We start from the raw sequence: 21,747 nt of genomic DNA, 5'->3' as shown, positions 1-21,747 counted from the left end.
CCCTCCGACGACGGGCATCCTTGACCTATGGCCCCTGCGTTCCGGCTGCGCGCCGACCTCGACGAGCTGCCCGCCTACGTCCCCGGTGAGCGCCCACCGGCGGGGGCGGCGACGTTCAAGCTGTCCTCGAACGAGAACCCCTACCCGCCCCTGCCGGGCGTGGTCGCGGCCGTCGCCGACGCCGCCGCGGACCTCAACCGCTACCCCGACATGGCCGCCACCGGCCTCGTCGCCGCGCTCGCTGAGCGGCTCGGCGTCGGCGCGGACCGGGTCGTCGTCGGGAACGGATCGGTCGCGGTCCTCGAGACGCTCCTGCGGGCCGCGTGCGTCCCCGGCGACGAGGTGGTCCACGCGTGGCGCAGCTTCGAGGCCTACCCCATCGCCGTGCGGGTGGCCGGGGCCCGCTCCGTCCCGGTCCCGCTGACCGCCGACGGGCGGCACGACCTCGACGCCATGGCCGAGGCCGTGACCCCGCGCACCCGCGCCGTCCTCCTGTGCAGCCCCAACAACCCCACCGGCCCGGCGCTGCACGAGGCCGAGGTGCGCGCGTTCCTGGCGCGGGTCCCGCGCGAGGTGCTCGTCGTGCTCGACGAGGCCTATGTGGAGTTCGTCCGGGACCCCGACGTCGTCGACGGGCTCGCCCTCGTCGCCGACCACAAGAACGTCGTCCTGCTCCGGACCTTCTCCAAGGCGTACGGGCTCGCCGGCCTCCGGGTGGGGTACGCCGTCGCCCGGCCCCGGCTCGTCCGCGGCCTGCGGGCGGTCTCGACGCCGTTCGGGGTCAACGCCCTCGCCCAGGTCGCCGCCCGGGTCTCGCTGCGGGCCGAGGACGCGCTCGCCGAGCGGGTCGAGCACATCGTCGCCGAGCGGGGGCGCGTGCTCGCGGCGCTCGCCGAGCAGGGCTGGACGGTGCCGGACGCCCAGGGCAACTTCGTCTGGCTGCCCCTCGGCCGCCGGGCGCTCGCGTTCGCGCAGGAGGCGGCGCGCGAGGGCGTCCTCGTCCGCGGTTTCGCCGGCGACGGCGTCCGGGTGAGCATCGGCGATCACGAGGCCAACGACGCCTTCCTCGCCGTGGCCGGTGCCTGGCGGCAGCAGGCTGCCCTGCGCTGACGGCGCGCCGGCCTGGCGGCGCGACGCGCGGGCTTACGGGAGCGAGGGGGCCCGCAGCGGCGGGCCGCGGGGAGCGGCGCGGACAACCAGCGCCGCGCAGATCTGTGGGCGCCCTACAACGGCGGGTTACGGATCCGTAGCCTACGCTGGCGTAGGTTCGAGGCCCGACCCCCGGAACCGAGGAGCGCGTGACCACGATGGACGTATCCAGCACCACGGACACCCACCCGACGCCGGTCACGACGAGCACGTCGGCCGATCCCGACACGCTCGTACAGCTGCTCGATCCCCAGGGTCGCCGCCTCGACCACCCTCGTTACGCCGGCTGGGCGGCCCACCTCGACGACGACGCCGTCCGCGGCCTCTACCGCGACATGGTCCTCACCCGGCGCTTCGACGCGGAGGCGACGTCGCTCCAGCGTCAGGGCGAGCTGGGCCTGTGGCCCCCGAGCCTGGGCCAGGAGGCGGCCCAGGTCGGCTCGGGCCGCGCCCTCGCCGCCCAGGACTTCGTCTTCCCCTCCTACCGCGAGCACGGCGTCGCCCTCACCCGGGGGCTCGACGTCCGCGCACTGCTGCGGGTCTTCCGCGGCATCGAGCACGGCGGGTGGGACCCGAAGGCGCACAACTTCCACCTCTACAGCTTCGTCATCGGCTCTCACGCCCTGCACGCCACGGGCTACGCCATGGGTGTCCAGCGCGACGGCGACGTCGGCACGGGCGAGCCGGACCGCGACCGCGCCGTCGTCGTCTACGTCGGCGACGGGGCGACGTCCCAGGGGGACGTCCACGAGGCCATGGTCTTCGCCGCCGTCACCAACGCCCCGGTGGTCTTCGTCTGCCAGAACAACCAGTGGGCGATCTCCGTCCCCACGGCCGGTCAGGCGCGCGTGCCGCTCTCCCGCCGCGGCGACGGGGTGGGCATCCCCTCCGTCCGGGTCGACGGCAACGACGTCCTCGCCACCTACGCCGTCACCGCGGAGGCCCTGGACCGGGCCCGCAGCGGCGGGGGACCCACCTTCATCGAGGCCTACACGTACCGGATGGGCGCCCACACGACCTCGGACGACCCCACCCGCTACCGCACCCGCGAGGAGGAGGAGTCCTGGCGTCAGCGGGACCCCATCGACCGCGTGCGCGCCTACCTCGGCCGCGCGGGCCGCGCCGACGCCGAGTTCTTCGCCGCGGTCGAGGCCGAGGCGGAGGAGCTGGGCCGCAGCACCCGGGAGTACTGCCGCGCCCTCACGGCCTCCCCGGCGACGGCGATGTTCGAGTCCGTCTACGCCGCCCGCCACCCCCTCGTCGAGGAGGAGCGCGCCGCGTTCGAGGCCTACCAGGCGTCCTTCGCCGAGCCGACCCGAGACGACGAGCTCCACGCGCCGGTGTCCGACGCGCGGGCGGCGGTGGCGCTGTGAGGGCGGCCGGGACCCCGCTGGCGAAGGCGATCAACGCCGGTCTGCGCGCGGCGATGCGGCGCGACCCCAAGGTCCTCCTCATGGGCGAGGACATCGGGCCGCTGGGTGGCGTCTTCCGGGTCACCGACGGCCTGCACCGGGAGTTCGGCCCCCAGCGGGTCGTCGACACCCCGCTCGCGGAGTCGGGCATCATCGGCACCGCCGTCGGCCTGGCCATGGCCGGGTACCGGCCGGTGTGCGAGATCCAGTTCGACGGGTTCATCTTCCCCGGCTTCGACCAGATCACCACGCAGCTCGCCAAGCTCACCTACCGCTCCGGCGGGCGCGTGCCGATGCCCGTGGTGATCCGCGTGCCCTACGGCGGCGGGATCGGGGCGATCGAGCACCACAGCGAGTCGCCCGAGGCGCTCTTCGCCCACACCGCGGGCCTGCGGGTCATCTCCCCGGCGGCCCCGGCGGACGCCTTCACGATGATCCAGCAGGCCATCGCCTCTCCTGACCCGGTGCTCTTCTTCGAGCCCAAGGCCCGCTACTGGGACAAGGCGGAGGTCGACGTCGAGGCGCCGGTGGACCTGTCCGAGGAGGCGGTGAGCACCGGGCTGCACGCGGCCCGGGTGGTCCGCCCCGGCACCGACGTCACCCTTGCGGGCTACGGCCCGACCGTGAAGACGCTCCTCGCGGCCGCCGACGCCGCCGAGCAGGAGGGCCACAGCCTCGAGGTCATCGACCTGCGGTCCATCTCCCCGCTCGACGTCGCCACGGTCGCGGCGTCGGTGCGCCGGACGGGCCGGCTCGTCGTCGCCCACGAGGCCCCCGTGTTCTTCGGGGCGGGTGCCGAGCTCGCCGCCCGCATCGGCGAGCAGTGCTTCTACGACCTCGAGGCCCCCGTGCTGCGGGTGGGCGGGTTCCACATGCCCTACCCCGCCTCGGTCCACGAGGAGGAGTACCTGCCCGGGCTCGACCGCGTGCTCGACGCGGTCGACCGCTCCCTGGCCCACTGACGCACCCCACGCACGAGGAGGACCAGAGTTGCCCACCTACGAGAAGTTCCGCCTGCCCGACGTCGGCGAAGGCCTGACCGAGGCCGACGTCGTCGAGTGGCGGGTCGCCGTCGGCGACGTCGTCCGCGTCAACCAGGCGATCGTCGAGATCGAGACGGCGAAGTCCCTCGTCGAGCTGCCGAGCCCGTGGGACGGGGTGGTGCGCGAGGTGCTGGCGGCGGAGGGCGAGACCGTCGCGGTGGGGACCCCGATCATCGTCATCGACGTCGACCCCGGCGGGGCGGCCCCCGTCGAGGCTCCGGCGGCGCCGGCTGCCGCGGCGGCGCCGGCTGCCGCGGCAGGGTCCGGTGCGGCGGCACCGCCTGAGCCGCCGTCCGACGACCACGCCCCGAGCGGTGACGTCCTCGTCGGTTACGGCACCCGCAGCGCCCCCACCACCCGCCGGGCCCGCACGAGCGCCCCGCGCCAGGCGGTCGCCCCGGCCGCGCAGGCTGCTGCCCCGGCCTCGCCCGCCGCGAGGCCGTCCGCGCCCGCTCCGGCGGCCCCCGCCCCGGCCACCAACGGCGCCGCCCGCGGCGACGCGCGGGTGCTGGCCAAGCCCCCGGTGCGCAAGCTCGCGAAGGACCTCGGCGTCGACCTTGGCGCCATCGCCGGCACCGGTCCCGGGGGGATCATCACCCGCGAGGACCTCCTCGCCCACACCGCGGAGGCGGAGGGCAAGGCGCTGGCGACCTACCCCGGCGACGACCGCCCGTGGCTCGCCGACGGCCGCGTCTCCCCGGACGGGCGGCGGACCCGCGTCCCGGTGCGCAGCGTGCGCCGGCGCACCGCCGAGGCGATGGTGAACTCGGCGTTCACCGCCCCCCACGTCACCGTCTTCCACACCGCCGACGTCTCCCGGACGATGGCCCTGGTCGCCCGCCTCAAGGAGGACCGGGCCTTCGCCGACGTCCGCGTGACGCCGCTGCTCATCGCGGCCAAGGCACTCCTGCTCGCGGTGCGCCGCCATCCGGAGATCAACGCCTCGTGGGACGACGCGGCCCAGGAGATCGTCTACAAGCACTACATCAACCTCGGCATCGCGGCGCAGACCCCGCGTGGCCTGGTGGTCCCCAACATCAAGGACGCCCACCGCCTCGACCTCCACGACCTGGCGACGGCGATCGCCGAGCTGACGACGACGGCCCGCGCGGGGCGCACGACGCCCCAGGACATGTCCGACGGCACGGTGACCATCACCAACGTCGGCGTCTTCGGGATCGACACCGGCACCCCGATCCTCAACCCGGGGGAGGCGGCGATCCTCGCGTTCGGCGCGATCCGCCGTCAGCCGTGGGTCCACAAGGGCAAGGTGAAGCCGCGCTGGGTCACCCAGCTCGCGCTCTCCTTCGACCACCGGCTCGTCGACGGGGCGCTCGGCGCCCGGGTGCTCGCCGACGTCGCCGCGGTGCTCGAGGACCCGGCCCAGGGCCTGGTCTGGGGCTGAGCCCGGCGACCCGTCCGGGTCACTCGGGGTTGAGCCGCCCGGCCGAGGTGGCCCCCCACTCGACGAGCACCATCGTCGCGTCGTCCTGGAGGACGTCGCGCTGGTGCCGCAGGACGTCCTGGACGGTGAGCCGCACGGTCTCCGACGCCGGCGTGCCGTCGGTGCTGCACCGCTCGAGGATGCCGATGAGCCGGTCGAGCCCGAAGAACGAGCCGTCCTCCGCGCGGGCCTCGGTGATGCCGTCGGTGTAGAGGACCACCTTGTCCCCGGGCTGGAGCCGTTGCTCCCCGACCGTGATGGAGCTGTCCCCCAGCCCGAACAGCGGGCGGCCCGGGCCGTCGAGGGTCTCCACGAACCGGCCCTCCCGCAGGAGGATGGGCCGGGGGTGGCCAGCGTTGACGTAGCGCAGGTGCCCGGTCTCGGTGTCGAGCTCGGCGAGGATGCCGGTGGCGTAGCCCGCCCCGTCGGTGTGCTCGAGCAGCACCTGGTCGATGGCGGCCGCGGTGGCGACCAGGGTGTCGCCCCGGCGTCGGCCGTTGCGGTAGGTGGCGAGCGCCACCGAGGTGAGCAGGCCCGAGTCGAGGTTGTGGCCGCTGCCGTCGAAGATGGCGATGCGCGCCATCGTCTCGTCGACGGCGTAGTCGAAGACGTCCCCGGCCACCTGTTCGCACGGCTCGAGCAGGCCCGAGATGACGAGGTTGCGGGTGGCGTACGTGAGCGGAGGCACGAGGTTCCACAGAAGCTCGGCCTCCACGGTGCGGCCCATGGCCCCCCGGAGCCGCGAGACGGTGTCGCCGTACGGCGTGACGACGGCGACGAGGTGCCCGACGAGGAGGTCGAACGAGCGCAGCCGGTCCGCGCGCAGGAAGTCCGTCGGCCCGGCGGCCCGGAACCGCAGGACCCCGATCCGCTCGACGCCGTCGAGCAGGGGCAGCCACAGCCCAGAGGCGTCCTCGGTGGCGGTGATCTCCCGGAAGGCGCGGCCGGCGGCGCTGCCGGGGGCGTCCACGGGCATGGTCGGCTCGTCGGCCCCGGCGGTGAACGGCACCAGCTCGCGCTGGTCCAGGGTGACGAGGTAGACGGCGACGTCGAGGCCGAGGTGACGGCCGGCCTCGGCCACCACGACCGGCAGCTCGTCCGGGGTGGCGAGGTGCGTGCCGTCGATGAGGGCGGTGAGCGCGGCGGACATCCGGGCGTCGTGCCTGTCCGTGCGTCCGGCCGCGGCCGCGACCTCGGGGCCGCCGTCGGGGGTGGTCATGGGGACCGAGAATACGCGGCCGCGAGGATCCTCCCGCACCGCCGGACGGCCACGATCCGGCGGGAACTGGGCATCCCGGACGGGGCCGCCCGTCAGCCGAGCGTCTCCGGCAGGGCCGGCGGCTGCTCGCCGAGGACGTGCTCGGCGAGGTAGCCGAGGACCACCTCGTACCAGACCTTGGCGTTCTGCGGCGTGAGGACCCAGTGGTTCTCGTCGGGGAAGTAGAGGAAGCGGTGAGGGCTCCTCCCCTCGTCGTCGGCCGGGAGGCCGGAGGCCGAGAGCAGCTCGTACCACAGCCGCAGGCCCTCGCCGATGGGCACCCGGTAGTCCTTGTCGCCGTGGATGACGAGCATCGGCGTGCGGATGTTGCCGACGTGCAGGTGCGGGGAGTTCGCCAGCGCCATCTCGGGGGACATCTCGCGGCCCCAGTAGTACGCGGAGTCCGTCGTCGGGCCGAACGCGTCCAGCGCCCACAGGCTCGCGTGGGTGACGATCGCGGCGAACCGGTCGGTGTGCCCGGCTACCCAGTTGGCCATGTAGCCGCCGAACGACCCGCCCATCGCGGCCGTGCGGGACTCGTCGATGTCGGGCCGGGCCACGACGGCGTCGGTGACGGCCATGAGGTCGGTGAACGGCGCCTGACCCCACGAGCCCCACCCGCGCTGGATGAAGTCCTGGCCGTACCCCGTCGACAGGGCCGGGTCGGGCAGGAGGACGGCGTAGCCGCGGGCGACCATGATCCACGGGTTCCAGCGCCAGCTCCACGAGTTCCACGAGGCGAGCGGTCCGCCGTGGATCCACAGGAGCAGCGGGGCGGGCGCGGCGTCGGAGGCGCCGTCGGGCAGGGCGAGCCAGGCGCGCACGCGGACGCCGTCCGCCGTCGTCGTCTCCACCTCGGTGAGGGTGCCGGGCAGGGCGGGCCGCTCGACGGGGCCGCGCAGGGGCGTCACCGCCGCCTCGCCGTCGCGGCGTCCGGCGAGGTCGATGCGGACCACCTCGGCGGGGTAGGCGTAGGAGGCGCGCAGGGCGTAGGCGGAGGCGCCGTCGGGGGCGACGACGACGTCGCTGAGCGCACCCTCGTCGGTGAGGCGGGTGACGCGCTCGGACGCGAGGTCGACGTGGAACAGGCGGCTGCGCCCGTCCTCGTCCGCCACGACGAGGAGCCCGGAGCCGTCGGGGAGCCAGGTGACGTCGGCGGGCCAGCGGTCCCAGTCGGCGGCGATCCGCCGGGGCGTGGCGTCCCCGCCGAGGTCGAGGACCTCCAGGTGGATGCGCGGCGCGGTGGTCGCCGTGCTCCGGGTCTCGCGGGGGTAGGCGACCGCCGTGCCGTCCGGGCTGATGCGCGGGCGCCACACCGACAGGTCCGGCTCGGCGAGCAGCGTGCGGCGCTCGCCGGTGGCGACGTCGATGCGCACGAGGGCGTCGCGCACCGACCCGCGCGCCTCGGGCAGCGACCACGTGGACACGACGAACGTGCCGTCCGGGGCGAGGTCCCACGACGTCTCCACGAGGTGCCGGGCCGCGTCCGGGGTGAGGTCGCGCAGCGGCCGCGCCTCCTCCTCGCCCTCGCCGAGGGCGTAGAGCCGGGGGAAGTCGGGACCGAGGTCGTGGTCCCAGTACCGCACCGGGTAACCGCTGTGGAGGACGGCGCTCACCTTGCGGTCCTTGCGCGCCTCGCGAAGCCGCTGCTCGGTCTCCAGGTCCGGGGCGGAGGGCAGGGCGGACGCCCCGACGACGACGGCGTCGGCGGCGCGGGCCGCCTGGACGTCGTCGATGCCCCCGGGGTGCGCGGCGACGAGGTGCGCCTCCCCGGCGGTGCGTGGCAGGCACCAGAGCGCGGCCGGGGCGTCGTCCTCGGAGTGCTCGCCGTCGGCGCGCCGGGCGACGAAGAACAGGTCGCCGTCCGTGGTGAAGGTGGGGTGCGCCTCGCCGCGGGCACCGCGGGTGAGGCGCACGGCGGGGCGTTCGCCGGCCGGGTCCACCTCCCACAGCGAGGTGACGTAGGCGGTGCGCTCGGCGTTGAGCGCGCTCACGCCCGTGACGAGGCGGTCTCCGTCGGGGGACAGAGCCAGCCCGCTGAGGCGGGGCAGGGCGACGTAGGAGTCGAGGTCGTGGAAGGGGCTGCGCTCGGGTCCGCTCACGAGGTCTGTCCTATCACGGCGGCACGGGTGCCGCCCGTGATCATTCGCCGACGGAAAAGACGCCCCCGGGAACCCGCTCGCCGAAACCCGCTGTGCGTCGTGCTCCGGTCCAAGAGTTTACGGCTCGCGTACGTTCGAGAAATGTGTCCGCAATGCGTGGCCGGTTGACTGCCAATGCGGCCGGAGAGCACCTCCAGCCGTTTCGTCGTCGCACGTCGAATGACGTCGATGCGGATCGGCCTCGCAGAAAGTTACGTCTATGACCGCAGAAGGACCTGGGCCGGTGGCCCTCGACCGCCGGCCGTCGCGCCTCCTCGTCCTGGGTATCAGCGGGGCGCTCGTCGCGGCGGGGGGAACCGCGTACTTCGTCACCGAGCACGCCCGCTCCGCCGACGCCGCCGGCCCCGCCGTCACGGAGCAGGCTGGGCCCACCGTCGCGGCGGAGTCGACCGACGTGGACGCGCCCGAGAAGGCCGCGACCGTCGCCGTGCCCGCCGCCAGGGGTGCGTACGACCAGCTCACGGCGGACGAGGTCGCGTTCGCGCGGAACCTCGTCGCCCAGCACCCGTCCTACGCAGGTACGGAGTCCGTGACGGACGAGGCGGGGGCGCAGTACCTGAGCGCCGACCTGGCGGACCCGGCGATGTATGACGACCTGCACCGACGCCTGTCCCTCATGTACTACGACTACGGGTCCGAAGAGCTGCTCCACTACGTCGTCGACCTCAGCGGTCAGAGCGTCGAGACCGTGACGGCGGCGCAGGACGTCCAGCCGGCTCCGACGGAGTTCGAGACGCAGACGGCGTTCGAGCTGCTGCTGGCCTCCGACGTCGCGGGCGAGGCGATCCTCCAGGAGTTCACCGAGACGACGGGCGAGACCACGCTCACCGAGGACACGGTCGACGTCACCGCGCACTCGTTCTCGGGCGGCGCGCTGGGCTCGGGCGTCGACGCGTGCGCGACCGACCGCTGCGTCGAGGTCCTCGTGCAGACGGCCGACGGGCCGTTCCTCACCACGACGCCGTACGTGGTCAACCTTTCCACCCAGACCGTCACCCCCGTCGACTGAGCAGGGACGAACACGTGAACACACACACGAAGACCATCATCACCGCGACCGCCGCTGCCGTCGCCGCCCCGCTCCTCGTGGCCGCCCTGGCCGTGCCTGCCGCCGCCGCTACCCAGACCGTGACCGAGGCGTCCTGCTCGGGCGACAGCCTCGTGCAGCACGAGCTCGCCGCCGGGACGACCTGGGAGATGTGCTGGCGGGTCGACACCTACCGAGGTCTGGTCCTCGACCAGGTCGCCTTCCAGCCGAACGACGCGGAGCAGCCGATCATGGTGCTCGACTCGATCGGCCTCGCCCAGCTCAACGTCCCGTACGACACGGGAGTCACCGAGTACAACGACGTCACCACCTACCAGGTCGGTGGCCGCCGGATGCAGGACCAGACGGCGCTCGACTGCGTCAACGGCGAGGTCCGCACCGCGTGGCTCACCGAGGCGCGGCCCGCCGCCCCGGCCCTGTGCATCACCGAGGAGGACTCGGGGATCGCGAACCGCTCGAACGTCGCGAACGAGCAGCTCTACATCGAGCAGGGCACGGACCTCGTGCTCCACACGATGAGCCGCATCGGCTGGTACGAGTACCAGACGGAGTACCGGTTCCACGACGACGGCGAGATCAGCGTCCGCCTCGGCGCGACGGGCGACCTCTCGCCGAACGACTTCGCCGACGCGGTGAACCGCGGCTGGCCCCTCGGTGTGGGCCAGACCGGCTTCGCGGTCAACCACTACCACTCCGCCTTCTGGCGCGTGGACTTCGGTATCGACAGCGCCGCGACGCAGAACGTCGAACGGATCGTCACCGCGCCGACCGGCGAGCACGGGACGACCGGTGACACCGGACGGACCGCGATCCTCGAGACCGAGATCCTGCCGGTCGAACGCGAGGGAAAGATGTTCTACGACAATCTCGAGCAGGTTCGCGTGGTCAATCCGGACTCGCTCAACACGGACGGCCACGCGCGCAGCTACGAAATCATCATGGATTCGGACCGGGCATACAACCTCAACCCGGAGTCGGACTATGACATCGCATTCACGCAGCCCAAGGTCGACGAGATTCACGCGTCCTACAACCTCGTGCCGACGAAGCCCAATGCGGCCGTGACGGACTACGTCGCCGACAACGAGGTGCTGACCGACCCGGTCGCCTGGGTCAACGTGGGCTTCCACCACGTCAACCGCGACGAGGACCAGTCACCGATGCCGATCCACTGGCAGGGCTTCACGCTGTACCCGCGCGACTTCTCGGCCATGAACCCCATGCAGGAGGACTGCCGCCGGCACATGAACGGGGACGTGCGCGAGACGGGCAACACCTACCCCTGCGCGGAGCCGACGGAGGAGCCGACGGAGGAGCCGACCAGCGTCCCGACCGAGGGTCCGTCCGAGGCGCCGACCGAGGAGCCGACGGAGGAGCCGACGGAGGAGCCGACCAGCGTCCCGACCGAGGGTCCGACCGAGGAGCCGAGCGGCCTCCCGACCGACGTCCCGACCGACGGCGTGACGGAGATGCCGACCGACGGGGCGACGGACGCCCCCACCGCACCGGGCGGCGGCGGCGGTGACGGCCCGCCCGCACCGGGCGGCGCGGGCGGTGCGGCCGGGGGCGGCGCGGCCCCGCCGGACGGTGCGGCAGGGGACGGCGCCGTCCGGCCGGGCGGTGCGAACGGCGCCGATGGCGGCGGCAGCATCACCCTCCCCAGCGGGATCGGCCTGCCCATCACGGGAGCCGCGGCCGGGGGCGTGGTGCTGCTCGCGCTCGCACTGCTCGCCCTCGGGCTGGTGCTGCGCCAGCGGAGCGCGGCGGGCGCCTGACGACCCGCTGCCCACCCGGGGGCACGGTGCCTCGGAGGTCGGGACCCGACCTCCGAGGCACCGCGCCCCCGACGCCGTGAGCTGACACCGGCGGCCCGGGCGCCCGGTGGGCGCGCGGCCGGACCGGCCGGACCGAAGGAGGAGGCATGAGGGCAGCACTGGCCCGGCGCGCACTGGTCGCAGTGATGTGCGGTGTGCTCGCGGCCGGGTGCACGCAGGCGAGGGCGGCCCGCGAGGACGCCGCCGCGACCGTGCAGGCCCGCCCGCTGGAGGCCGACGTCTGCTTCGTCGAGATGATGGTGCCGCACCACCAGCAAGCGGTCGAGATGAGCGAGATCCTCCTCGACAAGGACGGGGTGTGGGAGCGCGGCCAGCGCTTCGCCCGGTACGTCGCGGCGACCCAGGGGCAGGAGATCCTCGCCATGCGGGAGTGGCTCGCCGCGTGGGACGTGGCGCTGACCGACGCGGCGGAGCAGCTGAACGCGGGCGGTTCCGGTCCGCGCGGCGTACCGGGCGCCGGCGACGCCCCGGCGGGCGGTGGGGGCCACGCCGGCCACGGCGCCCCGGCGGTCGGGGACGAGGTGGTGCTTCCGTCCTGCAGCCACGCCCACGGCGTGAGCATGGACGGCATGCTCACGGCCGAGCAGATGGACGCGCTGCGTGGGGCCGGCGCCACACACGCCCAACGGCTCTACCTCGAGCTGATGATCCCGCACCACGAGGGCGCCCTGACGATGGCTGAGGAGGCGCTCGCCGAGGCCGAGAACGCGTTCGTCCGTTCGAGCGCGAGGCACGTCGTGCAGGAGCAGGTGTCCGAGCTCGAGCAGCTGCGGGCGATGATCGCGGCGCTCGACACGGGGGACCTCGGGCTCCCCGACGCCTACGTCGAGGGTGAGTACCTCACCTACGGCGCGGACCTCGACCCGTCCTCCGGTGCCGGAACGTCCTCCGAGGCGCAGGACGGCCCGCCGTGAGGCTGCCCCCCTCGCCCCTGCGGCGCGGGCACCGGCGGCGCCGCGCGGTCATCGGGACGCTGTCGGCGGCAACCGGCCTGCTCGTCGGGGCGGGGGCGGTGCTGTGGGCGGGTCACCACTACGAGGTCTACGCCGTCGCCGGGCCGTCGATGCAACCGGGCCTGGACCCCGGCGCCCGGATCGTCGTCGAGCTTCTCGACGAGGACGGACGCGCCCACATCGAGCGCGGCGACGTCGTCCTCTTCCCCGACCCGGGCTCGTGGGCCGACCACGCCGAGCGCTCCGCCCTGGGAGAGCCGGGGCACGGCCGGGCGGCCGACTCCGCGGCACCGCTCGACGAGGTGCCGGCGACCGTCGTCAAGCGGGTGGTCGGCCTCCCGGGGGAGCGCGTCGTCTGCTGCTCCCGGGCCGGGAAGCTGCTCATCGACGGGCACGAGCTGGACGAGCCCTACCTGCACCCGTCCGGCGGCAGGTTCGCCAGCGACCTCGCGTTCGACACGGTCGTCCCCGACGGCGCGGTGTGGGTCCTGGGGGACCACCGTGCCGTCTCCCGCGACTCGCGGTCGGACCCGGCCGGGGCGCTGCAGGGGGCGGTCGAGGTCGACGACCTCATCGGCGTCGTCCGTACGCGGATGTAGCCGGGCGCCGACTGGCCGTGGCTGTCGCCGCACCGACGACGCACGTCGGGTCGGTACGGCGGTGTCGGGCGCCGATGTACCGGCGTCGGGCCCCGGGGGCGCCTACCGTGGCGGCGTGGACACGCCCGCCGAGGACGACCTCACCGCCGAGCTCGCGCGCACGATCAGCGCCCTGCAGCGGGAGGTCCACTGGCTGCGCCGGGAGCGGGCCGCGGCGGCGGGCGACGGCGGACCGGCGCCCGAGGACCCGGCGGACGCCCGCCTCCTCGAACCGATCGCCGAGGACCTGCGCCAGCGCGTCGCGCACGCGCTGGGCGGAGGGTCGCACGCGTGGGGCGGGCTGAGCCAGGCGCGACGGGAGCGCCTCCTCGAGACCGCCGACGCCGTCGTCGCCGAGGTGGGGCCGGTCTTCGCCGACGCGCTCGAGGCGATCCCCGGCGCGACCGCGGTCCGACTGGCGCAGCGCCGCTACGGCCTGGCGCCCCACAGCGACGTCGAGGAGCTCCTCGCGCACGCCCGCGCCGAGGGCAGTGCGCGTGCCGCGGGGGACCTCACGCGGGAGCTCGACGCCGTCCGGACGGAGGCCAGCACGCTGCGCGCGGCCGTGCAGGCCGTCGAGCTCGTCGTGGGGGAGGGCGAGCGGATGGCGGCCGAGCACGCCTCACCGGTGGCGGTGGAGGTCGCCACCTGGTTCACCGACCGCCTGCGGCGGGCCCTGGCCACGCCGGACGTCACGCTCGGGGACGCCCTCGAGGCGGAGCGCGAGCGGGTGCTCCTCGCGGTGGCGGAACGGCTCGGCCACACCGGCCTCGCCGCGCTCACCTGGTACGGGGAGATGTGCGCGCTGCTCGACGCGCGCGGCGGCGACCCGGACGCGCCGACGGGGTGAGGTGGCGGCGATGCGCCGCCACCTCACCCCGTTCGCTCAGGCGGTCTGGCGACGCCTGATGGCGAGCGCGCCGGCCCCGAGGGCCAGGGCGAACGCCGCGAGCAGCGCCGCCGTCGGCGTCATGCCGGTCGCCGGCAGGTCACCGGCACCGGGGCCCTCGTCCCCGCCGTCACCGGCGGGCGGGGCCTCGGTGGTCGGGCCCTCGGTGGGCTCGTCCGTGGTCGGGGCCTCGGTGGGCTCGTCCGTGGGCGGGTCCGTCGGGTCGGTCGGCGGGTCCGTCGGGTCCGTGGGCGGGTCCGTCGGGTCGGTCGGCGGGTCCGTCGGGTCCGTGGGCGGGTCCGTCGGGTCCTCGCCGGGGGCGACCGTGATGGTGGACCCGATGGTGATCGACTCACCTGCGGCGTCCGTCACCTCGACCAGCACGGTGAACTCACCGGCAGCGGCGAAGGTGTGCTCACCGTTGACGACGTACACGCCGTCCTCGGTCGTGATGGTGCCCGGCGTCGCCTCGCTGCCGTCGCCCCAGTCGACCGTGGCCGTGTAGTCCTCCGCCGACTCGCCGGTCCCACCCGTGAAGAGGGCGACCGGGCCCGAGAAGGGCGTGCCGACCGTCGTGCCGGGCAGCACCCCGCCCGTCCCGATGAGCTCGTCAGGCGCCTCGGGCGCGTCGTGCGCGATGGCGAAGACGTGCATGTTCGGGCTGTTGGGCAGGGTGATGCTGGTGATCGCCGCGCCGTCCGGGATGACGATCGGCGTGGTCGCGAACAGCGAGCAGCGGACGCCGTCAGTCCCCGCGTTGTGGCCGCGGTAGCCGGTCCGGGCGACGAAGGTGTTGCCGTCGGCCGGGTTCCCCGAGCACCAGTCGGTGAGGGTCACCGGGGTGTCGAGGGTGGTGCCGTCGGACAGGCCCAGTACGGCGGTACCGCGCTGGTCCCCGTTGGTGCCGGAGCCGATGAGGGAGAACTGCGTGGCACCGCGGAGCAGGTCCTCGACGTCGATCGTCTGGCCCTGCGCCACGATGTTGTCCGGCTCCCCGGCGGGGACGAGCGGGAGGGCGAAGCTCATCCCGGTCTCGCCCAGCGGGTAGGTCTGGCCCTGGAGCACGCCCGCGCCGGCGAGCGCCGTGCGGGAGTAGTACCAGCCCATCCCGTCGAAGTCGGCGTTGTCGGCGCCGTCGTCGCCGATGCCCACGTTGGTGAAGTACGGCACGAGTCCGCCCGGCTCGGCGACGATGATGCTCGCCTCGCGGGTGACCTCGTTGCCGCGGGTGTCGGTCACGGTGATCGTGACGGCGTACTCGCCGGGAGCCGCGCCGACGGCCACGTCGACCGGCACCGCGAGCTCGATGGGCGCGGGAAGGTTGCCCGACCGGACGCTCCACTCGAGCGTGGAGTCCGCCGTCGTCAGGGGCCCCTCGGTGGTGACGGTGACGGTGCCCCTGATCGTGCCCGCTCCGGTGGCGACCACCGGGACGCTGAGGTCGACCCGCGTGGCCTCCTCGGCGTCGGCGTAGAGGATGGTGCGCTCGGGCGTGACACCGGCGCCGAGGTGCTCCAGGACGTAGTCCGCGCTGTTGATGGGGGCCGGGGCCGCGCCCTCCTGGGTGGCCCAGTCGGACGGGGCGGCGCCGACCTCGAAGGCGATCTCCGCGCCGGCGCGGATGTCGTCGCCGGTGATGTAGCTGCGGTCCAGGGGCTCGCCCGAGAGCGTGACGCCCTGGATGTAGCGGCTGGCGTCCGAGGTGCCGGGCGCCGTGATGAGGAGGTCGCCGCCCGGGTAGTACTCGTCGTCGAGGGCGATCTCGACCCGCTCGAAGACGGGCGAGGTGAGCGCCCAGGTCTCGGTGCCCGGGACGGCCGGGTAGATGCCGAGGGCGGAGAGCACGTGCCAGGAGGACATGGTGCCCATGTCGTCGTTGCCGGTGACCCCGTTGGGGGCGTCGGTGAACAGCGTGAGGGCGGCGTGGACGACGTCGGTGGTCTTCCACGGCTGGCCGGTCCACAGGTAGGTGTACGGCGCGTGGATGTTCGGCTCGTTCTGCGGGTTGTACTTGTCCGCGTTGTAGTAGTCGTACGGGCCGTTGATCCAGACCTCGCGCACCGTCTGCTCGCGGTTGGTGAGGAGCTCGTCGTAGGCGAAGAAGGAGTCCAGCCGCTCGTTGGTCTCCTCCCGGCCGCCGATGAGGTCGATGAGGCCCGGGATGTCCTGCTGGACCAGCCAGAGGTACTGCCACGCCGTGCCCTCGTGGAAGCCGGGGCTGCTCGCGGGGTCGGGGTCACCGACGAAGACACCGTCGGCGTCGCGCGCCTGGAAGAAGCCGGTGTCCGGGTTGAAGAGGCTGCGGTAGTTCTGCCCACGGGCGGCGTACCGCGCCGCGTCCTCGGCGTGGCCCAGGTCCTGCGCCATGGTGGCGAGCGTGGCGTCCGCGAGGGCGTACTCCAGGGTGGCCGACCCGCCGTGGTGGAGGTCGAAGTCACCGGGCTTCTTCGGGGTGGACGGCTCGTGCGGGACGTAGCCGTTGGCGAGGTAGAACTCGTTGCCGGCGCGGCCGCTGTACTGCGAGTCCGCGGGCGGGACGCCGTCGGCGTTCTCGGTGATGGCCGCGTAGGCCTCCTCCTCGTGGCCCTCGAGCAGGCCCTGCTGGAAGGCGCTGACGAGGAACGGGGTGGCCGGGTCGCCCGTCATGATGTTGGTCTCGACCGTGCCGTAGCCCCAGCGGGGCAGCCAGCCGCCCTGGTCCTCGACCTTGAGGAGGGAGAGCGCCATGTCCCGCGACTCCGCGGGGGCGAGCAGCGAGAGGAGCTGCTGCTGGGTGCGGTAGGTGTCCCACAGCGACCACGTCTGGTAGTAGGTGCCCATGTCGTCGTCGAGCGTGTGGATCTCCTGGTCCCAGCCGGTGTACCGGCCGTCGACGTCGGAGCCGGTGTTCGGCGAGAGCAGGGCGCGGTACATCGAGGAGTAGAAGGTGCGCTGCTGCTCCTCGGTCCCGCCGGTGATGCCGACCTGGCTCAGCCGCTCGTTCCACGTGTCGTGGGCGGCCTCGCGGGTCTCGTCGAACGTGCCGGTCCCCTCGGCCGCGAGGTTGGCCCGCGCGCCCTCGAGGTCGACCCAGGACAGGGCCGTGGTGGCCTCCACGTCGAGGTCGCCGTCGGTGGTGTCGAAGCGGGCGTAGGCCCCGCGTCGGCCCGCGCCCGCGGTCGCCTCGCTGTCCGCGGTGACGGTGTCCCCGGCCCACGTGCCGACCTCGTCGAAGGGGCGGTCGAACGTCGTCACCGTGTAGAGCGTGTACGGCTCGGTGTCCTGGCAGAAGCCCTGGCCGACGATGGTCGCCTCGATGGTGCGGTCGTCGACGACCCGGACGTCGCTGGAGAGCACCTGGTGCAGCGCCTGGCCCGTGTTGAGCAGGACGTTGGCCTGGCCGGTCGACGGGAAGGTGTACCGGTGCGTGCCTGTCCGCGTCGTCGCGGTGAGCTCGGCGGTGACGTCGTACTTCTCGAGGCCGACGCGGTAGTAGCCGGGCTCGGCCTCTTCGTCGTCGTGGCTGTACGCGGAGGCGTACCGGGTGTAGTCGGTGGAGGTGATCTCACCGACCGTCGGCATGATCGGCAGGTCGCCGCCCAGCCCGCATCCCACGCCCGAGGGGTGGACGATGCTGAATCCGCGGATCTCCTCGCGGTTCCAGTCGTACCCGACGTAGTGACCGGTGTCGGGGGAGAGCTGCACCATTCCGAAGGGCATGGACGCCCCCGGGAAGGTGTTGCCGTCGTTCTGGGTACCGATGAACGGGTTCACCAGGCCGGCGGGGTCCGCGACGGCGGCCGGCGCGGGGGCAGGCTCGGGCGCTGCGGATGCCGCGGCGGGGACGGCGACGAGGGAACCGGCCGCTAGGGCGAGCAAGGCCCCCAGCGTGACTCGTCTCTGGGCGGGTGGTGCGGCGCGGTGCGGCGCGGCAGGACTCATTCTCACACTCCGTCGTGTCAATTCTTCGATGGGCCGTTCCCAGCGGTTTGCGGAAGGCGTCGTCGACGCTACCGCAGTCACCTACTGACGTAAAGGTTCCCGGAAGTCGGGTGAATACATTCAGGAGGTGGCGGAATAATGTCCCGGCGCGAGCGAGAATTCCACGCCCGACACGGTGTGCCAGCACCGCACGGCCACCGCCTCCGCGGTGCACGCGTAGTGGCCGACCGTGGACGACTGCCCGGCGGCGAGGGGCGTGGTTCCGCCGGCGATCGTCCCGGCGCACGGCAGCACCTCCGCGGCGAACAGCGCGACGGAGAACGGCCCGGTGGTCGGCCCGGTGCAGCCGGGCGGGTTCTCGAAGGCCCGGGCGGCGATGGTGCAGCCCACGCCGTCGGGGGTGAGGGTGCACCGGATCGTGCCGCCCGCGGCCTGGAAGGCCGGGAGCGTGAGCGCGCCCGCGGGCGCGGGCCGGACCTCGGGAAGGGCGCCGGCGTGCTCCTGGAGCGTGTAGACCACGGCGGAGGCGGTGGTGGGGTCACCGACGACGTAGTCGACGAGCCGGTCGGCGTACGCCGGGCCGCACGAGCGCCCGACGGCCTCCACCGCGCGCTGGAGCAGGCGCGCGGACGGCATGTCGGGCCAGTGCCCGCCATCGAGGACCGTGGCGCCGTAGGCGTGGACCACCTGGGCGTCGGCGAAGAGGGTGCTGCAGTCGGACGTGCTCGGCAGCCCCTCGAGCGCCATGCGGGCGGCGGCGGTCTCCGCGACGGTGGCGGTCGGCGGGGCGGTGGCGGTCGGCAGGTCGACGGCGGTCGGGGGACCGGTGGGTGGGGTCGGCTCGCTCCCCGCGAGCACCGCGCCGGTCGCCGCCGTGGGGGTGGCCGGCTCGGCGGCCGGCGTCGCGCGGGAGGCGCCCCAGAGCACGGCGAGGGAGACGCTGATGAGGGTGGCCCCGAGCAGGAGCCAGAGCCATGCCGGTGCCGGCGCGCGCCCCTCGGGGTGCGCCGCCGCCCCGTCGGGGAGTGGGGCCGCGTCCCGGAGGTCGCGGCGGCTGGGGCGAGGGACGCCCTCGTGCTCGTCGGCCACCGTCCGTCCTTTCCGCTGCCGGGCAGCTCTGCCCGTGGGCCCTACCGTAGGTGAATGCGCCGTCTCGCCGTCATCCTTCTCGTGCTGGCCGTCGTCCTCGTCGTCGGCGGCGCCGTCGCCGACCGCGTGGTGCACGCCCGCGTCGAGGAGGAGCTGGCGGCCCAGGTGCGCGAGCGGGTGGACGTCGAGGGTGGCCCGGAGGTCGTCGTCGACGGCTTCCCGTTCCTCACCCAGGTGCTCGCCGGGACGCTCGCGGAGGTCCGCATCGCAGGCGACCGCGTCGTCGTCGACGGCGTCACGCTCGACGACGTCCAGGTGACCGCGCGGGACGTGACGACGGCCGAGCCCTACGCGGCCGGATCGGTCGAGCTCAACGCCACCCTGCCGGTCGAGTCGCTGCGCTCCGCCGTCGCGTCGGCGGACCCCGGCCTGAGCCTGGCGGTCGACGACGGCGAGCTCACGCTGGGGCTCGACGTGCTCGGCCTCGACGTCGCGGTGGGCGTCGTCCCGGTCGCCGCCGGGACGGCCGTCACCCTCGAGCTCACGGGGGTGAGCCTCGGCGGGGCGGAGGTGTCGGCGGACGACCTCCCGGCGGCCGTCACCGACCTGCTCGGCGAGTGGCGCCTGGAGGTGCCCGGCCTGCCCCAGGGGCTGGAGCTCACCCGGGTCGACGTCATCGAGGACGGGCTGCGGGTGCGCGCCGCCGGCCGGGACGTCGACCTCGCGGGCCTGGGCGCCGGCTGAGGGGCCCGCGCGCCGGAGCGCGCCGCCCGGCGCTCCCGGTCCGTTCAGCCGCCGTCGCGCCCCGCGAGCTCGGCCAGCCGCGCGTTGTAGGCGGCGAGCTCGGCGTCGTCGTCCCGGTCCGCGCGGCGGTCGTCCCGGCGGGCCGTCCGCTCCTCGTGCCGCGCCCAGGACAGGGCGACCGCGATGGCGAGCACCACCGTCGGGAACTCCCCGACCCCCCACGCGATGGCGCCGCCGACCTCCTGGTCGGCGAGGGCGTCCACCCGCCACGGCAGGCCGAGCCCGGCGAAGTGGTCGGCCGCGAAGAGGGTGGTGGCCTGGGTGACGGCGACGCCGAAGAAGGCGTGGAAGGCCATCGTCGCGAAGAGCAGGAGCAGCCGCATGGGGTAGGGCGGGCGGGTGGGGCCCGGGTCCACGCCGATGAGGACGTTGGCGAAGAGGTACCCCGCGAGGGTGAAGTGCACGACCATGAGGACGTGCCCCAGGTGGGTGCTCAGGGCCAGCTCGAAGAGCGGTGAGTAGTAGAAGACGATCATCGAGCCCGCGAAGTTGAGGGCGGCGACGAGGGGGTTGGCGAAGAACTGCGCCACCCGGGAGTGGACGAGGGTGAGCAGCCACTCCCGTGGGCCACGCGAGCCGTCCGGGCGGCGCGGCAGCGCCCGGAAGGCGAGGGTGAGCGGCGCGCCGAGCACGAAGAAGATCGGCACGACCATGGCCAGGAGCATGTGCGCGAGCATGTGCGCGCTGAAGAGCAGCTGGCCGTAGACGGCCGGCCCGCCGCTCGTCACCCAGGCGAAGACGACGGCGCCGAGGACCCACGAGAGCGTGCGCGGCCACGGCCAGGCGTCGCCCCGGCGGCGCAGCCGCACCACCCACCGGAGGTAGACGACGACCGCGGCGACGGCGGCGACGGCGAAGAGCAGGTCGGGGCGCCACTGGGTGAGCCACGTGAGCGGGGAGGGCACGGGCGGCACGGCGTACCCGGTGATCTCGTGCGCGGGCGAGTGCACCGCGGGGGCCTGGGCCGGCGTCGGCGGTTGCGTGGAGGCGAGGGCGACGGCGACGCCCATGACCGCACCCATGAGCAGCACCTCGCCGGCGGCCAGGCGCCAGAACGGCCCCGAGCGCCACGCGTCGCCCGCGACCCGCGGGAGCGTGGCGCGGCGGTGCGCCCAGCCGGCGAGGCCGAGGAGGAGGTAGAGGACGGCCTTGGCGACGAGGAGCAGCCCGTACGGCGTGGCAAGGTCGGCCAGGTTGCCGAGCCGGACCGCGCCGCTGACCACGCCCGAGACGCCGACGAGCGCGAAGCACCACCCCACGAGCCGGGAGAACCGGGTGGCGGCCGGGGGGAGGTCGTCCCGCAGTCGCGGCGCGACCAGGCACAGGACCACGAGCCCGCCCGCCCAGACGCTCACGGCCACGACGTGCACCCACAGCGCGGAGACGGCGAGCTCGTGGCTCTCCGAGCCGGCGGCGTGACCGGTGAGCGCCGTGGGGACGAGGGCGATCGCGGCGAGGACGGCCGCGATCCCGGCCCCGGTCATCGACGTCACGGCGACGCTCACCACCGCGACACCGGCGGTGAGGGCGGTGGCCAGGGCGAGCGAGCGGCCGAGGGGGATCTCGGTGACGAACTGCGCGAAGCCGGCGCCGAACCCGGGGTCGTCCAGCGGCACACCCGCCGTCCGGGCGTAGGTGAGGACGAGCCGGCCGAGCAGGGCGAGCGTCCACACGACGGCGGCGACCACGGCCACCCGGGACGCCGCCCGCCAGGCGGGGGCCGGCGCGCCGTCCGGCGTCGCGCGGGCGTGGGCGGGCGTGGGGGCGCGGCCCGGCGGGGTGAGGACGAGGGCGCACAGCGCGAGCGCGCCGAGCGTCACGGCGGTGGCGGAGTCGGCGACCACCTGCACGACGGGGACGCCCCAGCGGACCAGCGCGCCCGGGTCGAGGACGGCGGAGGCGGCCGCCGCTCCGGAGAAGGCGAGGCCGGCGACGAGGGCGACCAGGGCGAGGACGCCGCCGCCGAGGACGGCGGCGCGCGTGCGAGGGTCGGCGGGCGCGGTCACCTGTCCAGCGTAGGTCGGTTGCGGTGCGGGGCGGCACCGGGTGGCATACTCGCGCGGGACCGAGGCTCGAGAACGGCACCCCGCCTCCGGACGGGC

General features: G+C 74.4%; 14 protein-coding genes and 1 pseudogene. 10 read left to right on the top strand and 5 right to left on the bottom strand.

Annotated features, from left to right (window positions below):
* Positions 1-27: 27 nt before the first annotated feature.
* The 4 genes from hisC to EBO36_RS14435 all read left to right on the top strand — a co-directional run bounded on the left by hisC (position 28) and on the right by EBO36_RS14435 (position 5,009).
* Positions 28-1,110 carry a histidinol-phosphate transaminase gene (hisC, locus tag EBO36_RS14450; RefSeq protein ID WP_122825227.1) on the top strand — a complete coding sequence of 361 codons (1,083 nt, stop codon included), beginning with the start codon at positions 28-30 and terminating at the stop codon, positions 1,108-1,110.
* 197 nt (positions 1,111-1,307) lie between these two features.
* Positions 1,308-2,522 carry a pyruvate dehydrogenase (acetyl-transferring) E1 component subunit alpha gene (gene pdhA, locus EBO36_RS14445; RefSeq protein ID WP_122825708.1) on the top strand — a complete coding sequence of 405 codons (1,215 nt, stop codon included), beginning with the start codon at positions 1,308-1,310 and terminating at the stop codon, positions 2,520-2,522.
* Positions 2,523-2,575: 53 nt separating this feature from the next.
* Positions 2,576-3,523: an alpha-ketoacid dehydrogenase subunit beta gene (locus EBO36_RS14440; RefSeq protein ID WP_122825707.1), complete on the top strand. Its 948-nt coding sequence runs from the start codon at positions 2,576-2,578 to the stop codon at positions 3,521-3,523.
* A 28-nt stretch (positions 3,524-3,551) separates the two neighbouring features.
* The gene (locus EBO36_RS14435) at positions 3,552-5,009 is read left to right on the top strand and encodes a dihydrolipoamide acetyltransferase family protein (protein ID WP_122825226.1); all 1,458 of its coding nucleotides are present in this window, start codon (positions 3,552-3,554) and stop codon (positions 5,007-5,009) included.
* A gap of 19 nt (positions 5,010-5,028) precedes the next feature.
* Here EBO36_RS14435 and EBO36_RS14430 read toward each other — a convergent pair whose 3' ends face one another.
* Positions 5,029-6,267 (bottom strand): PP2C family protein-serine/threonine phosphatase, encoded by a 1,239-nt coding sequence (locus EBO36_RS14430; protein WP_122825225.1) that lies wholly within the window; start codon positions 6,265-6,267, stop codon positions 5,029-5,031.
* A 92-nt stretch (positions 6,268-6,359) separates the two neighbouring features.
* The gene (locus EBO36_RS14425) at positions 6,360-8,408 is read right to left on the bottom strand and encodes a S9 family peptidase (protein WP_122825224.1); all 2,049 of its coding nucleotides are present in this window, start codon (positions 8,406-8,408) and stop codon (positions 6,360-6,362) included.
* 283 nt (positions 8,409-8,691) lie between these two features.
* On the opposite strand from EBO36_RS14425, the gene EBO36_RS14420 reads away from it, so the two are divergent.
* From EBO36_RS14420 to EBO36_RS14400, 5 genes are all read left to right on the top strand, one after another.
* On the top strand, positions 8,692-9,477 hold the full coding sequence (locus tag EBO36_RS14420; protein ID WP_122825223.1) for a hypothetical protein: 786 nt from the start codon (positions 8,692-8,694) through the stop codon (positions 9,475-9,477).
* Between the two features lie 14 nt (positions 9,478-9,491).
* Positions 9,492-11,291 carry a copper amine oxidase gene (locus tag EBO36_RS15935; protein ID WP_122825222.1) on the top strand — a complete coding sequence of 600 codons (1,800 nt, stop codon included), beginning with the start codon at positions 9,492-9,494 and terminating at the stop codon, positions 11,289-11,291.
* 146 nt (positions 11,292-11,437) lie between these two features.
* Positions 11,438-12,265, top strand: coding sequence for a DUF305 domain-containing protein (locus tag EBO36_RS14410; protein WP_122825221.1), 828 nt, complete (start codon positions 11,438-11,440; stop codon positions 12,263-12,265).
* A complete protein-coding gene (gene lepB, locus EBO36_RS14405; RefSeq protein WP_122825220.1) occupies positions 12,262-12,903 on the top strand; it encodes a signal peptidase I in 642 nt (213 codons plus the stop codon). The genes EBO36_RS14410 and lepB overlap by 4 nt, the downstream gene beginning before the upstream one ends.
* Positions 12,904-13,018: 115 nt before the next feature.
* Positions 13,019-13,792, top strand: a complete 774-nt coding sequence (locus EBO36_RS14400) for a hypothetical protein (RefSeq protein ID WP_122825219.1) — start codon at positions 13,019-13,021, stop codon at positions 13,790-13,792.
* A 1,572-nt stretch (positions 13,793-15,364) separates the two neighbouring features.
* Here EBO36_RS14400 and EBO36_RS16065 read toward each other — a convergent pair.
* Positions 15,365-17,752, bottom strand: a pseudogene (locus tag EBO36_RS16065) (GH92 family glycosyl hydrolase); the annotation flags it as partial.
* Between the two features lie 120 nt (positions 17,753-17,872).
* Entirely contained in the window at positions 17,873-18,841 is a 969-nt protein-coding gene (locus tag EBO36_RS14390) for a hypothetical protein (RefSeq protein WP_122825217.1), read from the bottom strand.
* Positions 18,842-18,895: 54 nt separating this feature from the next.
* On the opposite strand from EBO36_RS14390, the gene EBO36_RS14385 reads away from it, so the two are divergent.
* On the top strand, positions 18,896-19,585 hold the full coding sequence (locus EBO36_RS14385) for an LmeA family phospholipid-binding protein (protein ID WP_122825216.1): 690 nt from the start codon (positions 18,896-18,898) through the stop codon (positions 19,583-19,585).
* Positions 19,586-19,629: 44 nt separating this feature from the next.
* Here EBO36_RS14385 and EBO36_RS14380 read toward each other — a convergent pair whose 3' ends face one another.
* Entirely contained in the window at positions 19,630-21,651 is a 2,022-nt protein-coding gene (locus EBO36_RS14380; RefSeq protein WP_244925302.1) for a bifunctional copper resistance protein CopD/cytochrome c oxidase assembly protein, read from the bottom strand.
* Between the last annotated feature and the right edge of the window lie 96 nt (positions 21,652-21,747).

It is taken from the genome of Georgenia faecalis, from assembly GCF_003710105.1.
GTDB lineage: Bacteria > Actinomycetota > Actinomycetes > Actinomycetales > Actinomycetaceae > Georgenia_A > Georgenia_A faecalis.
Note: the sequence above shows the minus strand (reverse complement) of the source record. Positions and strands in the feature narration are given on the sequence as shown.

Bases quoted from the DNA above. Each gene is read 5' to 3' on its own strand.
- hisC (WP_122825227.1), top strand. From the start codon at position 28: ATGGCCCCTGCGTTCCGGCTGCGCGCCGACCTCGACGAGCTGCCCGCC.
- pdhA (WP_122825708.1), top strand. From the start codon at position 1,308: ATGGACGTATCCAGCACCACGGACACCCACCCGACGCCGGTCACGACG.
- EBO36_RS14440 (WP_122825707.1), top strand. From the start codon at position 2,576: ATGCGGCGCGACCCCAAGGTCCTCCTCATGGGCGAGGACATCGGGCCG.
- EBO36_RS14430 (WP_122825225.1), bottom strand. From the start codon at position 6,267: ATGACCACCCCCGACGGCGGCCCCGAGGTCGCGGCCGCGGCCGGACGC.
- EBO36_RS14410 (WP_122825221.1), top strand. From the start codon at position 11,438: ATGAGGGCAGCACTGGCCCGGCGCGCACTGGTCGCAGTGATGTGCGGT.
- EBO36_RS14385 (WP_122825216.1), top strand. From the start codon at position 18,896: ATGCGCCGTCTCGCCGTCATCCTTCTCGTGCTGGCCGTCGTCCTCGTC.